Origin of the sequence: Mycolicibacterium chlorophenolicum (genome assembly GCF_001044235.1) — a bacterium.
In the GTDB taxonomy this organism is placed as follows: domain Bacteria; phylum Actinomycetota; class Actinomycetes; order Mycobacteriales; family Mycobacteriaceae; genus Mycobacterium; species Mycobacterium chlorophenolicum.
In genome coordinates this window covers 44,403-59,668 of the sequence record NZ_JYNL01000030.1, presented here as the reverse complement: position 1 = coordinate 59,668, position 15,266 = coordinate 44,403, and the positions used below count along the sequence as shown (strand labels likewise).

At 72.7% G+C, this 15,266-nt stretch carries 12 protein-coding genes; all 12 read right to left on the bottom strand.

Annotation, left to right across the window (positions count from 1 at the left end; translation table 11 throughout):
- Positions 1 to 43: 43 nt before the first annotated feature.
- Genes MCHLDSM_RS15035 through MCHLDSM_RS14980 form a run of 12 tightly spaced genes read right to left on the bottom strand, consistent with a single transcriptional unit; the run spans position 44 to position 15,207 of the window.
- On the bottom strand, positions 44 to 958 hold the full coding sequence (locus MCHLDSM_RS15035; RefSeq protein WP_048470823.1) for a cell division protein FtsQ/DivIB: 915 nt from the start codon (positions 956 to 958) through the stop codon (positions 44 to 46).
- Positions 955 to 2,406, bottom strand: a complete 1,452-nt coding sequence (gene murC, locus MCHLDSM_RS15030) for a UDP-N-acetylmuramate--L-alanine ligase (protein WP_048470822.1) — start codon at positions 2,404 to 2,406, stop codon at positions 955 to 957. The genes MCHLDSM_RS15035 and murC overlap by 4 nt, the downstream gene beginning before the upstream one ends.
- Complete coding sequence (murG, locus tag MCHLDSM_RS15025; protein WP_048470821.1) at positions 2,403 to 3,572, bottom strand: undecaprenyldiphospho-muramoylpentapeptide beta-N-acetylglucosaminyltransferase; 1,170 nt, start codon at positions 3,570 to 3,572, stop codon at positions 2,403 to 2,405. Before murG ends, murC begins: the two co-directional genes overlap by 4 nt.
- Complete coding sequence (gene ftsW / locus MCHLDSM_RS15020) at positions 3,569 to 5,128, bottom strand: putative lipid II flippase FtsW (RefSeq protein ID WP_048470820.1); 1,560 nt, start codon at positions 5,126 to 5,128, stop codon at positions 3,569 to 3,571. The genes murG and ftsW overlap by 4 nt, the downstream gene beginning before the upstream one ends.
- A gap of 9 nt (positions 5,129 to 5,137) precedes the next feature.
- The gene (gene murD / locus MCHLDSM_RS15015) at positions 5,138 to 6,592 is read right to left on the bottom strand and encodes a UDP-N-acetylmuramoyl-L-alanine--D-glutamate ligase (protein ID WP_048470819.1); all 1,455 of its coding nucleotides are present in this window, start codon (positions 6,590 to 6,592) and stop codon (positions 5,138 to 5,140) included.
- A 1-nt stretch (position 6,593) separates the two neighbouring features.
- Positions 6,594 to 7,673: a phospho-N-acetylmuramoyl-pentapeptide-transferase gene (mraY, locus tag MCHLDSM_RS15010; protein WP_048421003.1), complete on the bottom strand. Its 1,080-nt coding sequence runs from the start codon at positions 7,671 to 7,673 to the stop codon at positions 6,594 to 6,596.
- Positions 7,670 to 9,142 (bottom strand): UDP-N-acetylmuramoyl-tripeptide--D-alanyl-D-alanine ligase, encoded by a 1,473-nt coding sequence (locus MCHLDSM_RS15005; protein WP_048470818.1) that lies wholly within the window; start codon positions 9,140 to 9,142, stop codon positions 7,670 to 7,672. The genes mraY and MCHLDSM_RS15005 overlap by 4 nt, the downstream gene beginning before the upstream one ends.
- The gene (locus tag MCHLDSM_RS15000) at positions 9,139 to 10,668 is read right to left on the bottom strand and encodes a UDP-N-acetylmuramoyl-L-alanyl-D-glutamate--2,6-diaminopimelate ligase (protein ID WP_048471125.1); all 1,530 of its coding nucleotides are present in this window, start codon (positions 10,666 to 10,668) and stop codon (positions 9,139 to 9,141) included. Before MCHLDSM_RS15000 ends, MCHLDSM_RS15005 begins: the two co-directional genes overlap by 4 nt.
- A gap of 43 nt (positions 10,669 to 10,711) precedes the next feature.
- Positions 10,712 to 12,652, bottom strand: coding sequence for a peptidoglycan D,D-transpeptidase FtsI family protein (locus MCHLDSM_RS14995; protein ID WP_048470817.1), 1,941 nt, complete (start codon positions 12,650 to 12,652; stop codon positions 10,712 to 10,714).
- Positions 12,649 to 13,695, bottom strand: a complete 1,047-nt coding sequence (locus MCHLDSM_RS14990) for a cell division protein FtsL (protein ID WP_048470816.1) — start codon at positions 13,693 to 13,695, stop codon at positions 12,649 to 12,651. Before MCHLDSM_RS14990 ends, MCHLDSM_RS14995 begins: the two co-directional genes overlap by 4 nt.
- Before the next feature lie 2 nt (positions 13,696 to 13,697).
- Positions 13,698 to 14,798: a 16S rRNA (cytosine(1402)-N(4))-methyltransferase RsmH gene (gene rsmH, locus MCHLDSM_RS14985; RefSeq protein ID WP_082168897.1), complete on the bottom strand. Its 1,101-nt coding sequence runs from the start codon at positions 14,796 to 14,798 to the stop codon at positions 13,698 to 13,700.
- A complete protein-coding gene (locus tag MCHLDSM_RS14980; protein WP_048416233.1) occupies positions 14,773 to 15,207 on the bottom strand; it encodes a division/cell wall cluster transcriptional repressor MraZ in 435 nt (144 codons plus the stop codon). Before MCHLDSM_RS14980 ends, rsmH begins: the two co-directional genes overlap by 26 nt.
- Between the last annotated feature and the right edge of the window lie 59 nt (positions 15,208 to 15,266).

The window sequence follows — 15,266 nt, the reverse complement described above, 5'->3', positions numbered from 1 at the left end:
GCTGCGGCGCCAGGACGGCCGCTGGTGCACCGCGGTCTGATAGCTACTTGACCGTCGGCAGATCCGGACTCGACACGTCGTAGACCTTGCCGGGCTGGGTCAGCAGCGCCCCGAGCTTGAGCGCCTTCTCCTCCGTGCGATCGGTGGTGCCCCACACCACGGTGCGCCCGTCGATCAGCGTCAGCGTGATCGCGGCGACCGACGGCGCCGACACCCGGCCCACCTGACCGGCCACCTCCGGACGCAGCGACGTCATGACCTCCAGCGCGGCCTTGGTGGCCGGATCGTCCGGCCCCGGATTCTCGGTGTCCAGATACGGGATGCCCGGCGGCGGAGGACCTGTCGCGAAGTCCACACCGTCCTTGTCGAAGACGTGCACCCCGTCCGGATAGTCGCGGACCACGACGGGGACCCGTTCGACGACGGTGATCCGCAGCGTCGAGGGGTACTCGCGCTGCACCCGGGCACTGGCCACGCGCCGGATGCCGGCGACCTTCTCGGCCACCGCGTCGGTGTTGACCTGCAGCAGCGGAGTGCCCGGGGGCACGGCGGCCACCGACTCCACCTCGTCCTGGGTGACCGCGCCCAGCCCCGTGACGACGATGTTGCGGGCCGACATGATCGGCGTGAAGTACAGCAGCAGCCCGATGCCGACGACCAGCACCGCGATCACCGCGGTCCACAACAGCGCCTTCAGCCCGCGGACCGCACCACGCCCCAGTGACGCGGTCTCCGGCAGCGGACGGCCGAGGGTCTTCCGCTTGGCTTCACGGCGCGCCTCCTCGATCGCGACGGCCCGCGCCTGCGCCGCCCGGCGCTCCTCGCGTTCGCGGCGGGCCCGCCGGCGCGGGCCCTCGGTGTCGGCGGTGTCGGCTGCGTCCCCGGCGGGCTCGGTCTGCGCGGCGGCGGCGTCGTCCTCGGTGGGCGCGGCGGATTCGCCGTCGGTGGGCCCCGTCATGGCGCCTGCGCTCCCCCGGACCGCCGATCGGCGGTGCGCCGCAGCTCGGTCAGGATCTCCTTGCCCAGCAACGTCACATCACCGGCGCCCATGGTCACCACCACGTCGCCCGCCCGAGCGGCGGCCGCCACGGTCGCCGCCACCGCCGAGAAATCCGGAACGTAGCTCACCGGCGCCGTCACCGCCTCGGCGATGGTGGCGCCACTGACCCCGGCCAGCGGTTGCTCGCGCGCGGCGTACACGTCGAGCACGAAGACCTCGTCGGCGAGGCTGAGCGCCGTGCCGAACTCCGCTGCGAAAGCCTGTGTGCGCGAATACAAGTGGGGCTGGAACACGACGATCGCACGGCCACCCGATTCCCGGGCGAGCGCCGTCACTGTGGTCAACGCCGCGGTGACCTTGGTCGGATGGTGGGCGTAGTCGTCGAAGACCCGCACCCCCGCCGCGGTGCCCACCAGCTCGAACCGGCGCCGCACCCCCTCGAAGTCGGCCAGCGCGTCGAGCACGTCGTCCGGTGAGGCGCCGACCTGCATCGCCGCCAGCAGCGCGGCCAGCGCGTTGAGCGCCATGTGCCGCCCGGGCACCGCCAGCCGCATGGTGCGCGGCGAGGCCTCCCCCGCCAACTGCACCGTCGCCACGGCCGTCGTCCCCTTCTGCTGCCAGTCCAACAGCGCGGCGGCCAGCCCGGGCTGAGCCCCGCTGCCGTAGCGGAGCACCCGGATCCCCAGTGCCGCAGTGCGATCGGCGAACGCGGCCGCACCCGGATCGTCGACGCACACCACGACCGACCCGCCGGGCGCCAGACGCTCCATGAAGGCGTCGAACACGGCGACGTAGGCCTGCTCGGTGCCGAAGAAGTCGAGGTGGTCGGCCTCGATGTTGGTCACGACCGCGACGTCGGGCCGGTACTGCACCAGTGATCCGTCGCTCTCGTCGGCCTCGGCGACGAAGTAGGCACCGCTGCCGTGATGGGCGTTGGTGCCGGGCTCACCGAGATCACCGCCGACCGCGAACGACGGATCGAAACCGCTGTGCTGCAGCGCCACGATGAGCATCGATGTCGTCGTCGTCTTCCCGGCCGTCCCGGTGACCATCAACGTGGTCTGCCCGACCATCAGCTGGGCGAGCACGGCGGGCCGCAGGATCACCGGGATGCCGCGCCTGCGGGCCTCGACCAGTTCGGGGTTGGTCTTCGGGATCGCGGCGTGCGTGGTGACCACCGCCGTGGGGCCGCCGGGCAGGATGTCCAGCGCGGACGCGTCGTGCCCGATCCGGACCTGCGCGCCGCGGGCCTGCAACGCCAGCACCGCGCGCGACTCCTTGGCGTCCGACCCGGACACCTGGCCGCCGCGGTCGAGCAGGATGCGCGCGATGCCCGACATGCCGGCGCCGCCGATGCCCACCATGTGCACCCGCTGCAGCTCCGCGGGCAGCGTCTGCCCACTCACCGGCGGATCCGCCCGCTGCGCGCTGCCGCCGCCACGTCGAGCGCGGCCTGCGCGACCCGCTGGGCGGCATCGGGATGCCCCGCCAGCGTCGCCGCCGCCGTCATCGCGGTCAGCCGGGCCTGATCGGTGAGCAGACCGGCGACCGTGCCGGAGACGAACTCGGGGGTCAGGTCGCGGTCGTCGACGATCAGGCCGCCACCGGCCTCGACGACCGGCAGGGCGTTGAGGCGCTGCTCGCCGTTGCCGATCGGCAGCGGCACGTACACCGCGGGCAGGCCGACGGCACTGACCTCGGCCACGGTCATCGCGCCGGAGCGGCAGATCGCGAGGTCGGCCGCGGCGTAGGCCAGGTCCATGCGGTCCAGGTACGGCACCGCGACGTAGGGCGGATCACCGGGTGCCGAGGCGCGAAGGTCCAGCGTGTTCTTCGGACCGTGCGCGTGCAGCACCGAAACCCCTTGCCGGGCAAGCTCTTCGGCGGCCGCCGAGACCGCGCGGTTGAGCGATTGCGCACCCTGCGAGCCACCGAAGACCAGGAGCACCCGGGCATCGTCGGCGAAGCCGAAGAACGCGCGCGCCTCGGCGCGCAACGCCGGCCGGTCCAGCGACGTGATGCTCTCGCGCACCGGTACCCCGACCACCTCGACGGGTCCCAGACCGGGATCGGGCACCGCCGAGAGCACCCGGGCCGCCGAGCGGGCCCCGACCCGGTTCGCCCAGCCGGCGCTGGCATTCGCCTCGTGGACCACGACGGGCACCCGCTTGCCGCGGCGCACGCTGCGCGCTGCGAGGTAGGCGGGCACCGCGACGTAGCCGCCGAAGCCGATGACGACGTCGGCCTGCACGTCGTCGAGGACCGCCCGGGTCTGCCGGACGGCCCGGCGCAGCCGCAGGGGCAGGCGGGCGAGGTCGGCGGACAGCTTGCGGGGCAGGGGCACCGGGGTGATCAGCTCGAGGTCGTAACCGCGCTCGGGGACCAGCCGGGTCTCCAGGCCGCGGGCGGTGCCCAGCGCGGTGATCCGGACGCCCGCGTCGAGCGCGCGCAGCGCGTCAGCGACGGCCATCGCGGGTTCGACGTGGCCCGCCGTGCCTCCGCCGGCGAGAACCACCGAGAGCCTCCGGCCGTCCCCTGCGCCTCGCCCCGGCGGGACCGAGATCCCCGTCACCCGTAACGCTCACCTTCCAGTGCGCGGGCCGGCCGGCCCTGACTACGACGGCCAGCACCATAACCGACCGACGCCCGACCCGAGCGCACCGGGCGGTCCGCCGACCGGGCCCGCTGGGCAGCCGCCGGCTTCTTGGCGGCGGACTTCGTGGCGGGTTTGACGGTGGGTTTGGCGGCAGGTTTCGGCGCGCGCGTGCTGCGGGACCGCAACCGCTCCCGCAGCGCCTCGGTGCGGGTGGGGACGTAGGGCGCGGGCAACGGCAACCGCAGCAGCCGGTTCACGCGGTCGTCGCGGCCGGCGCGCAGCGCGGCCACCGCCTGCGGCTCGTGCCGGGCCGCGTTGGCCATGATCCCGATCATCAGCAGGGTGGTGGCGGTCGACGTTCCGCCGGCCGAGATCAGCGGCAGCTGCAGCCCGGTGACCGGGAGCAGGCCGACGACATAGCCGACGTTGATGAACACCTGCGAGAGGATCCACAGCGTGGCCGTGGCGGTGAGCAACCGCAGGAACGGATCGGCCGAGCGCCGGGCGATCCGCATGCCGGTGTAGGCGAACAGGCCGAACAGGCACAGCAGCCCGGCGGCGCCGATGAACCCCAGTTCCTCGCCGATGATCGCGAAGATGAAGTCGTTGTGGGCGTTGGGCAGGTAGTTCCACTTCGCGGTGCCCTGGCCCAGTCCGTCGCCGAACACCCCGCCGTTGGCGAGCGCGAACCGCGCCTGCCGAGCCTGGTAGCCGGAGCCCTGCGCGTCGGCGCCGGGGTCGAGCCACGACTGCACACGCGCCGAGCGGTAGCCGGCGGTCATGGCCAGCACGGCACCGGAGACCGCGACCGCGCTCAACGACGTCAGGAACACGCGCAGTGGCAGGCCGGCGTACCAGAGCAGGCCCAGCAGGATCACGCCCATCGACAGCGTCTGCCCGAGGTCGGGCTGCGCGACGATGAGCGCCAGCGCGATGACCGCGGCGGGCACCAGCGGGACGAGCATCTCGCGCAGGGAGGCCTGCTCCATGCGCCGCGCGGCGAGCAGGTGCGCCCCCCAGATCGCCAGCGCGATCTTGGCGAGCTCCGAGGGCTGCATCGAGAACCCGGCGATGACGAACCAGCCGCGCGAGCCGTTGGACACCTTGCCGATGCCCGGGACCAGCACCAGGACCAGCAACACGACGGTGAACGCGAAGCCCGAGAACGCGAACCGGCGCATGATCGCGACCGGGATGCGCAGCGCCACGTAGAACGCGAACAGGCCGATGGCCGTCCACAGCAGCTGCTTGCCGAAGACCGCCCACGGCGAGCCGTCCATGTCGTAGGAGTAGACGCCGGACGCCGACAGCACCATGGTCAGGCCCATCGTGAGCAGCAGCGCGGTGATGGCGATGATCAGGTGGAACGACGTCATCGGCCGGTCCAGCCACGCCCCGACCCGGGTGCGTGGGGCAGGCGGACCGGTGCCGGAGGCGTTGTGCGACGCGGTCGACGACGTCAGTGAGGTCCCGGCGTCGTCGGCGGCGGGGTTGGCGCGCCGGTGGCGCAGACGGGTGAGGATCGTGCTCACGGCGGCCCGCTAGCCGATCGCTGCGCGCACGGCCGCGGCGAACGCGTCACCCCGCTGTCCGTAGCCGCTGAACTGGTCGAAGGATGCCCCCGCAGGTGCCAGGAGCACCGTGTCGCCCGGCCGGGCGAGGCCACGGGCGGCGTCGACCACGGTCGCCATGACCGCCTCGGCCAGCGGCCTGCCGCCGGTGTCGACCACTCGAGTCCCACCAGTCACAGGTGTCTCAGCATTCTCAACCACCCCAGAATCCTCCCCCGTCACCACCTCGACGACGGGGACATCCGGTGCGTGTCGTGATAACGCCTCCCCCACGACGACCCGGTCCCGACCGATCACCACGGCGCCGACCAGGCGATTCGCCACCGCGGCGACCATCTCGTCCACCGAGGCACCCTTGAGCAGACCGCCGGCCACCCAGACCACCCGCGGGTAGGCGCTGATCGACGCCTGCGCGGCGTGCGGGTTGGTCGCCTTCGAGTCGTCGACGTAGCGCACGCCGTCGGCGACAGCGACGACCTCGGCGCGGTGCCGGCCCACCGCGAACGTCGACAGCGCCTCGGCGATCGCCCCTGCCGGGACGTCGACCGCCCGCGCCAGCGCCGCCGCGCCGAGCGCATCGAGCACCCCGACCGGACCGGCCACCGGGATCACCGCCGTGTCGGCGAGCACCTGCGCCGGCGCGAACGCATTGTCGACCAACCGGCCGTCGACGACGCCGAGCTCACCCGGACCGGGCTCCCCCAGCCGGAAGCCGGCCTTGGTCGGCGCGTCGGACTCGCCCAGCAACCGGGTGGCGATCGCGTCGTCCAGACCGCCGACGGCCACCCGGCCCGTCAGCGCACGCGCCTTGTCGTGTGCGTAGGCCTGCAGCGACCCGTGCCAGTCCAGGTGGTCCTCGGCCACGTTGAGCACCGCGCCCGCGTCGGGGCGCACCGACGGCGCCCAGTGCAGCTGGAAGCTCGACAGCTCGACGGCCAGCACGTCCACCGGCCGATCGAGCACGGTCAGCACCGGCTCGCCGATGTTGCCGCACAGCGCCGCACGCCGGCCCGCGGCGCACAGCATCGCGAACAGCATCGACGTCGTGGTGGTCTTACCGTTGGTGCCCGTCACCACGAGCCAGGTTTTCGGCGGGCCGTGGTGACCGGCCCGGTCCAGCCGCCACGCGAGCTCGACGTCACCCCACACCGGCACGCCCGCGGCCGCGGCGGCGACCGGGATCGGCGCGGTGGGGGGAATGCCGGGGCTGACCACCACGAGGTCGACGTCGGCGATCGTCGCGACCGCTCCGGCCGGATCGATCACGGCGACCCCCTGCTGGGCGAACGCCGTCAGCGCAGACGGGCTGTCGTCGGTGAGGGTGGCGCGCACCCCCAGCGGCGTCAGCGCGGCCAGCACCGCCCGGCCGGTGATGCCCGCCCCGACGACCAGGACCGCGGCGCCGGACCGCAGGGGCTCGTCCATCTCAGGCCCCGACGGTGGTCAGCCACTCGCTGTAGAACAGGGCCACGCCCAGCCCGCACGCGATCGCGGTCAACAGCCAGAACCGGATGATCACCGTCGTCTCGGCCCAGCCGACAAGCTCGAAGTGGTGATGGAACGGCGCCATCCGGAACACGCGGCGGCCGGTGGTACGGAACGCCAGGATCTGGACGACGACCGAGGTGACCTCGGCGACGAACAGCGCGCCCAGGACGACGGCGAGCATCTCGGTGCGGCTGGTCACCGACAGGCCGGCGATGATGCCGCCCAACGCGAGCGAGCCGGTGTCACCCATGAAGATCTTGGCCGGTGCGGCGTTCCACCACAGGAAGCCGATGCACGCCCCGGCGGTCGCGGCGGCGATGATCGCCAGGTCGAGCGGGTCGCGCACGTTGTAGCAGCCCAGCCCCGGGCTGGTGGCGCACGCGTTGCGGAACTGCCAGAACGTGATCAGCACGTAGGCCGCGCACACCATCGCCATCGCCCCGGCGGCCAGGCCGTCGAGGCCGTCGGTGAAGTTCACCGCGTTCGACCAGGCGCTGACGATGACCACGCAGAACAGCACGAAGATGGCGGGCGCCAACGTGACCGTGGCGATCTCGCGCACGTAGGACAGCTCGGGGCTGCCCGGGGTGAGGCCGTCCGCATTGCGGAACTGCAGCGCCAGCACGCCGAACAGCACCGCGGCGACCAGGATGCCGACGGTCTTCGCGGTCTTGTTCAGCCCCAGGTTGCGGGCGCGGCGCAGCTTGATCAGGTCGTCAACGAAACCCACCACGCCCAGCGACGTCGCCAGACCCAGCACCAGCAGGCCCGACGCCGACGGGCCCTTGCCGTCGATCAGCACGCCCACCAGATGGGTGCCGAAGTAGCTGGCCCAGATGCCCGCGACGATCGCCACCCCGCCCATCGAGGGCGTGCCGCGCTTCTTGGCGTGGCTGGGCGGGCCGTCCTCGCGGATCTCGTGACCGAAGCCCTGGCGGGTGAACAGCCGGATCAGCACCGGGGTGAGCAGGATCGACACCGCCAGCGCGATCCCGACGGCGATGAGGATCTGCCTCATCGGGCGTCCTCGGTGAGCAGGGCGTCGGCCAGCGCACCCAGCCCGGCGGAGTTGGAGGCCTTGACCAGCACCACGTCGCCGGGCTGCAGCTCGGCGCGCAGCAGGGCCAGGGCCGCGTCGGCGTCGGGCACCGGAGTGGCCTCGGAGCCCCAGGAGCCCTCCATGACCGCCCCGTGCAGCATGGCGCTCATAGGCCTCCCGGTTCCGACGACGATGAGTCTCGAGACATCTAAGCGCACCGCCAGCCTGCCGATGCGGTCGTGTTCGGATATCGCGTCGTCGCCGAGCTCGGCCATCTCGCCGAGCACCGCCCAGGTGCGGCCCTCGCGTCCCATCCACGCCAGCGCCTTGAGCCCGGCGCTCATCGAGTCCGGATTGGCGTTGTAGGCGTCGTTGATGATCGTCACCCCGTCGCCGCGAGTGGTGACGGCCATCCGCTGGCGCGACACCGGGCCCGCGGTCGCCAGCGCCGCCGCGACCTGCTCGAGCGAGGCGCCGCACTCCAGCGCCACCGCGGCCGCACACAGCGCGTTGGACACCTGGTGGTCGCCGTGCACGGCGAGCGACACCGGCGTCTCGTCGTGGGCGGCGTGCAGGGTGAAGTGGGCGCGCGCCAGCGGATCCAGCGTGACGTCGCCGGCCCACACGTCGGCCTCCGGCGACCGGCCGACCCGCACAACGCGGCCGGCGGTCACGTCGGCCATCGCCGCCACCACCGGGTCGTCCGCGTTGAGAACCACCACTCCTGATGCCGGAACTGCTTGCGGCAGTTCCGATTTCGTGGCGGCAATGGCTTCCCGGGAGCCGAATTCGCCGAGGTGGGCGGTGCCGACGTTGAGCACGACCGCGATCGACGGCGGCGCGATGCGCGCCAGCGCGGCGATGTTGCCCGGGTGGCGGGCCGACATCTCCAGGACCAGGAAGTCGGTGTCAGCGGTGGCGCGCAGCACCGTCCACGGATGGCCGAGCTCGTTGTTGAACGAGCCGGGCGGGGCGATCACCTCGCCCAGCGGTGCGAGCACCGCCGCGATCAGGTCCTTGGTCGAGGTCTTGCCCGACGACCCGGTGATGCCGACGATCCTCAGCCCGCCGGCCACCAACTCGGCGGCCACCGCGGCGGCCAGCCGGGCCAGCGCGGCGAGCACCGCCGCACCCGAGCCGTCGGTGTCGTGCTCGAGGACGCCGGCCGCGCCGTCCTCGGCGGCCACCGGATCCACCACGATCGCGGGCACGCCGACCGGGCGCGCGGCCAGCACCGCGACCGCTCCGGCGCCTACGGCCGCGGCGGCGAAGTCGTGCCCGTCGGCACGGGCACCCGGCAGCGCCAGGAACAGACATCCCGGACCCACCGCGCGCGAGTCGAACTCGACCGTGCCCGTCACCCGGATCTCGGCCGCCTCCTCGGCGGTGACGTCGGTGAGGCGGCCGCCGACGATGTCGGCGATCCGGGCCAGTGACAGCGCGATCATCGGCTCGCCTTTCCCGCGGTCAGGGCGTCCAGGGCCGCGGCGAGCTCGGCGCGGTCGTCGAACGGCCGGGTGGTCCCCCGGCTGGTCTGGCCGGTCTCGTGGCCCTTGCCGGCGATCAGCACGGTGTCCCCGGGCCGGGCCCACGTCACCGCGTGGTCGATCGCGGCCCGCCGGTCCCCGATCTCGACGACCTCGGCTGCCCCGCCCGCCGCGCCCGCCAGGACGGCGGCCCGGATGGCCGCGGGGTCCTCGTCGCGGGGGTTGTCGTCGGTGACCACCACCAGGTCGGCCACCTCGGCGGCCACCTGCCCCATCGGTTCGCGTTTGCCCGCGTCCCGGTTGCCGCCGGCGCCGAACACCACGGCGAGCCGTCCGCCGCACTGGCCACGCAGCGTCTCCAGCACCGCACGCAGCGCTCCTGGCTTGTGCGCGTAGTCGACGACGGCCAGGAACGGCTGGCCACGGTCGATCTTCTCGAGCCGCCCGGGCACCGTCGCCGCGCGCAGCCCCGGCACCGCCTGCTCGGGCGACACCCCCACGGCGTCCAGCAGCGCCAGCGCGAGCAGACAGTTGGCGATGTTGTAGCGGCCCGGCAGCCCGATCTCCACACCGTGGTGCACGCCGGCCGGATCGACCGCCACGAAGTCCTGCACGCCGTCGCCGACCGGGCGGATCTGCTCTGCCGTCCAGTCGGCGGTGCCGCCGACCGCGACGGTGACCGCGGTGTCGGCGCGCCGCGCCATGGCGCGGCCCCACTCGTCGTCGACGCAGATCACCGACGCGGCGGCGCGTGTCGGCGAGGCGGGGTCGAACAGCCGGGCCTTCGCGTCGAAGTAGTCGTCCATGGTGGGGTGGAAATCCAGGTGGTCCCGGGACAGATTGGTGAACCCGCCGACGGCGAACGCGGTCCCTTCGACGCGCCCGAGGGTCAGCGCGTGGCTGGACACCTCCATCACCACGGTGTCGACGCCACGCTCGAGCATCACGGCGAGCAACGCCTGGAGGTCGGGGGCTTCGGGCGTGGTGAGACCGCCGGCCTCGTCGCGGCCGTCGATGCGCACCCCGACGGTGCCGATCAGACCGGCCACCCGCCCCGCCGCCCGCAGGCCGGCCTCCACCAGATAGGTGGTGGTGGTCTTGCCGGAGGTGCCGGTCACGCCGATGACGCGCAGATGCTCGGACGGATGCCCGTACACCGCGGCGGCCGCCGCGCCCAACACGGTCCGCGGCGCGGCGTGCAGCAGCACCGGCACGCCGAGTCCCGCGCCGAGCTCGGTCAACCCGTCCTGATCGGTCAACACCGCGATCGCGCCGCGCGCCACTGCGTCGGCGGCGTAGCGGGCGCCGTGCGCCCGCGCACCGGGCAGGGCCGCGAACAGGTCGCCCGGCCGGGCGTCCTGCCCGCGCAGGGTCACGCCGGTCAGGGCGACGTCGGGCGGCGTGGCTCCGTCCGCGCGCAGGGCGGAGATGAGGCGGGCCACGTCACCGAGCGGAACACCGACGGGATGGCTGGGGCGCAGATTCATGGCCATGCCACAGTACCCAGCCCGCTGGCGCCCCCCGCGTGCGTCAACCCGCCTGAAGGGTCAGCGGCGCACCGGGATCCTTCGACAGCGGCACGTTCTCGCGCTGCAGCAGCCACGAGGCGATGTTGTGGAACAGCGGCGCGGCCGAGTGGCCTGCCGAGCCGTCGGCGTTGCGCTGCGGGTTGTCCATCATGATGCCGACCACGTAGCGCGGGTCGTCCGCGGGCGCCATCCCCGCGAAGGTGATCCAGTAGACGTCGTCGAAGTAGCACCCGCAGGCCGGGTTGATCTGCTGTGCGGTGCCGGTCTTGCCGGCGATCTGGTAGCCCTCGACCGCCGCCGCGGGACCGGTGCCCTGCTGGTAGCCCATCGGGTCACGCTGCACCACCGAACGGAACATGTCGCGCACGGTGCGCGCCGTCTGCGGGGACACCACCCGAACGCCCTCGGGCCGCGGTTCGTCGGTGCGGGTGCCGTCCGGGGCGATCGTCGCCTTGAGAATGCGCGGCGGCATCCGCACCCCGTCGTTGGCGATGGCCTGGTACATGCCGGCCATCTGCAGCAGGGTCATCGAAAGGCCCTGTCCGATGGGGAGATTGGAGAAGGTGCTGCCGGACCACTGGTCGATCGGCGGGACCAGGCCGGCGCTCTCGCCGGGCAGTCCGACACCGGTGCGCTGCCCCAGTCCGAACTTGCGCAGCATCTCGGCGTAGTGCTGCGGGCCGACCCGCTGGGCGAGCATCAGGGTGCCGACGTTCGACGACTTCCCGAACACGCCCGTGGTGGTGTACGGCATCACGCCGTGGCTCCACGCATCGCGGACGTTCACCCCGCCCATGTCGATGGACCCCGGAACCTGAAGCACCTCATCGGGATTCGACAGGTTGTACTCGATGACCGAGGCGGCGGTGACGATCTTGTTCACCGAACCCGGCTCGAACGGCGAAGAGACCGACAAGTTGCCCAGCTCGCGGACGGACTGCTTGCTGATGTCCTGGGCGGGGTTGAAGGTGTTGTCGTTCGACATCGCCAGCACCTCACCGGTTTTGGCGTCGAGCACCACGGCCGAGACGTTCTTGGCCCCGGAGGCGTCCCTGGCCAGCTGGACCTGCTGCTGGACGTAGAACTGGATGTCGTCGTCGAGGGTGAGCATCACAGTCGAACCGTTCACCGCGTCGTGACGGTTGCGGTAGCTGCCCGGGATCACGACGCCGTCGGAGCCGCGGTCGTAGGTCACCGATCCGTCGGTGCCGGCCAGCACCGAGTCCATCGAATCCTCGAGGCCGAGCAGACCGTGGCCGTCCCAGTCGATGCCGCCGACGACATTGGCCGCCAGTGCGCCGCCGGGATACTGCCGCAGATCCTGGCGCTCCGCGCCGACCTCCGGGTAGGCGGTGGTGATCGCGTCGGCGATCGCGGGATCGACCGCGCGGGCGAGGTAGACGAACGTCTCGTTGCTGCGCAGCTTCTTGAGGACGGTGGCGCTGTCGGGTTTGTTGCCCAGCCGCGAGGCCACGCCGTCGGCGATCTCCCGCAGCCGCTTGTCGGGATCCGGTGCGGCCTCGGCATTCTCGGCGTCGGCCATGGCTTCGGCCTTGGCCTTGTCGAATGCCTCCTGCAGCTGCTTGCGTACCTTGACGGGCTGGAAGGTCAGCGCCCGCGCCTCGATGGTGAAGGCCAGCTTGTCGCTGTTGCGGTCGACGATGGATCCGCGCACCGCCGCGTCGACGTCGGTGACCTTGAGCTGGCCGGCGGCCTCGGCGCGCAGCCCCTCGGCACGCGGCACCTGCAGCGTGAACAGCTGCGCGGCCGCCACGACGATCAGCAGGAAGATCACCGCGTTGCCCGCGCGGTGCCGGAACACGAACGACGCGCTGCGCAGCCCGCTGCGCGGAGCCGCCTGGCGCACCCGACGCGACCGCGCCGAGCGTTCGGCACCGGCCGCGCGCGCGGTGCGGTCCCGACGCCCGGCCTCGCGACTCATGCGGGCGGACCCGGCACCGGTGCCGCAGGGACGACCTGCTCGGTACCCGACGGGGCGCCGGGCACGGCCGGGTCTCCCGGCACCAGGTGGGGCAGGCCCGCATCGAGCGGTGCGGGCGCGGCGAGCGGTGCGGGGGCGGCGAGCGGCGCGGCCACCGGAGGCAGGGCGGGCGCCGGGCCCGGCGTGGGCAGTTGACCCGACACCGCGTGCGGCACCTCGAGGCCGGGGGCCGTCGGGACCGGACCGGTCGCGTTCAGGGGCACAGTCTGTGACGGTAACCGGACGGGGACCTCCGACGGCGTCACGACGCGCGGCGCGGGCGGAGCGGGTGGCGCCGGTTCCGGCAGCGGGGCGTTCAGCGGCGGCGGCGGCACGCCCTCGGCGGGCTTGGGGGTACCGACCACCACCCAGTTGCCCGACGCGTCCTGCACCAGGTGGGCGGTGTCGCGCGACGGGATCATGCCCAGGTTGCGGGCCGCCTCGGCGAGCGCCGGCGCCGCCTGCGCCTGCAGCACGTCACGCTCCAGCGCCTCCTTCTGCTGCATCAGCGCCTGGTTGACCTGCCGCGCGTGACCGAGCTGATAGGAACGCTCCGCGGCGTCGGTGGACAGCCACAGCGTGACCCCCAACCCGAGCCCGAGGCAGCCGATCACCAGCACGACGAACGGAACGCGGGCGACGAGCCGGCGCGGATTCAGCTCGATGGACGCCAGCCGGGTCAGCAGGCGCTCCCGCAGCGGGGGACGAACGACCTTGGGCGCCTTGGCCTTCCGCGCCTTCGCGCGGGCCTTGGCCTGGCTGGCACTCTTGGGCCGCGCCGGGGTGTCGGTCAGCCGCGGGTTGGGCGTGGTGCGCCGCCCCGGCCGCGCGTCGCGGGTGGAGGTACGCCCCCGCGGCGGCGCGTCGACGGGCGCGCGCTTGGGGTCGCGCACCGGCCTGCGGGCCCGCACCTTCTGGTCGGTGGCCTTCCTGCGGGAACGTCCCGACGCCGTCGCGGCGCCGCGCGCGGGCTTGGCCGCCTTCTGTGCCTTCTGCGTCTTCATCGCTACTGTCCCCCAACTTTCTCCAACGCGCGCAACCGGACCGGAGCGCTTCTGGGATTGCGGTCGATCTCTTCGGCACTCGCGCGCTCGGCTCCGCGGGTCAGTGCGACGAATTCAGGTTCATAACCGGGCAACTCGACGGGAAGACCGGCGGGTGAGCGTGACGCGGTGGCCGCCGCGAACTCCGTTTTGACGATGCGGTCCTCCAGCGACTGGTAGGCCATCACGGCGATGCGGCCACCGGGACGCAGGGCCCGCAGCGCCTTCGGGATCGCCAGCCGCAACGCGTCGAGTTCGGCGTTGACCGCGATGCGCAGCGCCTGGAAGGTCCGCTTGGCCGGGTGGCCTCCGGTGCGCCGGGCCGGCGCCGGGATCGCCTGGTAGAGCAGCTCGACGAGTTCGCCGGTGGTGGTGAACGGGGTGGTCGCCCGGCGCCGGACGATGTGCGCGGCGATGCGGCCGGCGAAGCGCTCCTCGCCGTACTCGCGCAGCACCCGCGCGATCTGCTTCTCCTCGTAGGTGTTGAGGATGTCGGCGGCGGTCAGCTCGGCGTCGCTGTCCATGCGCATGTCCAGCGGGGCGTCGGTGGCGTAGGAGAAGCCGCGTTCGGGACGGTCCAACTGCATCGAGGAGACGCCCAGGTCGAACAGGAAGGCATCGACGTCGGTGAGATCGAATCCGTCGTAGCGGGTGCGCACCGCGGTGAAACGGTCACCGAACGGCGCGAGCCGGTCGCCGGCGATCGTCAGGGCGTCGGGATCCCGGTCCAGGCCGATGACGTGCAGACCGGGGAACTGGGTGAGGAAGCGCTCCGCATGTCCCCCGGCACCCAGGGTGGCGTCGACCAGGGTCGCGCCCCCACCATCGGCGTCGCGGCGGGTCAGCGCCGGAGCGAGCAGTTCGACGCACCGGTCCAGCAGGACCGGAACATGGGGCTCATCCACCATCGCAGCACCGTGAGGGATCGGGGCGGCCCCTGCGGCGAGGTCCCTGTCCGAGAGCACGGACCTGACGTCGGGGAAGTACGTCAGGGCCGGTTCGGGCAGAGGCCGCGCCGCACGGGCCTGCGGGGCCAGGTCAAATAATGTCGCCGAGTGCTTCATCGCTGGCCGCGGAGAAGTTCTCTTCGTGAAGCTCCTGGTAGTCCTGCCATGCCTGGGCGTCCCAGATCTCGAGGAAGTCGATCGAGCCGGTCACCACGCACTCCTTGGTCAGGTTCGCGTAGCGACGGTGTTCGGCCGACAGCGTGATCCGGCCCTGGGCGTCCGGATACTGCTCGTCGGTGCTGGCGGCCAGGTTGCGCAGATAGGCGCGGGCCTGCGGATTGCCCCGCTTCGCGCGGCCGGAGATCTCGGCGACCATCGCCTCGAACTCCGCCCGCGGATAGACAGCCAGGCTGTGATCTTGGCTCTTGGTGACCATCAACCCTCCTGCCAGTGCGTCGCGGAACTTGGCGGGCAACGTCAGTCGCCCCTTGTCGTCGAGCTTGGGCGTGTAGGTGCCGAAGAACATCTCGCCACCTCGCTAGACCTTGCCCTGTACGGAACCCCGGTCGCTCCGTTGTCCGCCAC

What these genes read in the sequence shown, in the direction of transcription:
- MCHLDSM_RS15035 (WP_048470823.1), bottom strand. Translation starts at nt 958, where the DNA reads ATGACGGGGCCCACCGACGGCGAATCCGCCGCGCCCACCGAGGACGAC.
- murD (WP_048470819.1), bottom strand. Translation starts at nt 6,592, where the DNA reads ATGGACGAGCCCCTGCGGTCCGGCGCCGCGGTCCTGGTCGTCGGGGCG.
- mraY (WP_048421003.1), bottom strand. Translation starts at nt 7,673, where the DNA reads ATGAGGCAGATCCTCATCGCCGTCGGGATCGCGCTGGCGGTGTCGATC.
- MCHLDSM_RS15005 (WP_048470818.1), bottom strand. Translation starts at nt 9,142, where the DNA reads ATGATCGCGCTGTCACTGGCCCGGATCGCCGACATCGTCGGCGGCCGC.
- MCHLDSM_RS15000 (WP_048471125.1), bottom strand. Translation starts at nt 10,668, where the DNA reads ATGAATCTGCGCCCCAGCCATCCCGTCGGTGTTCCGCTCGGTGACGTG.
- MCHLDSM_RS14995 (WP_048470817.1), bottom strand. Translation starts at nt 12,652, where the DNA reads ATGAGTCGCGAGGCCGGGCGTCGGGACCGCACCGCGCGCGCGGCCGGT.
- MCHLDSM_RS14990 (WP_048470816.1), bottom strand. Translation starts at nt 13,695, where the DNA reads ATGAAGACGCAGAAGGCACAGAAGGCGGCCAAGCCCGCGCGCGGCGCC.
- rsmH (WP_082168897.1), bottom strand. Translation starts at nt 14,798, where the DNA reads ATGAAGCACTCGGCGACATTATTTGACCTGGCCCCGCAGGCCCGTGCG.
- MCHLDSM_RS14980 (WP_048416233.1), bottom strand. Translation starts at nt 15,207, where the DNA reads ATGTTCTTCGGCACCTACACGCCCAAGCTCGACGACAAGGGGCGACTG.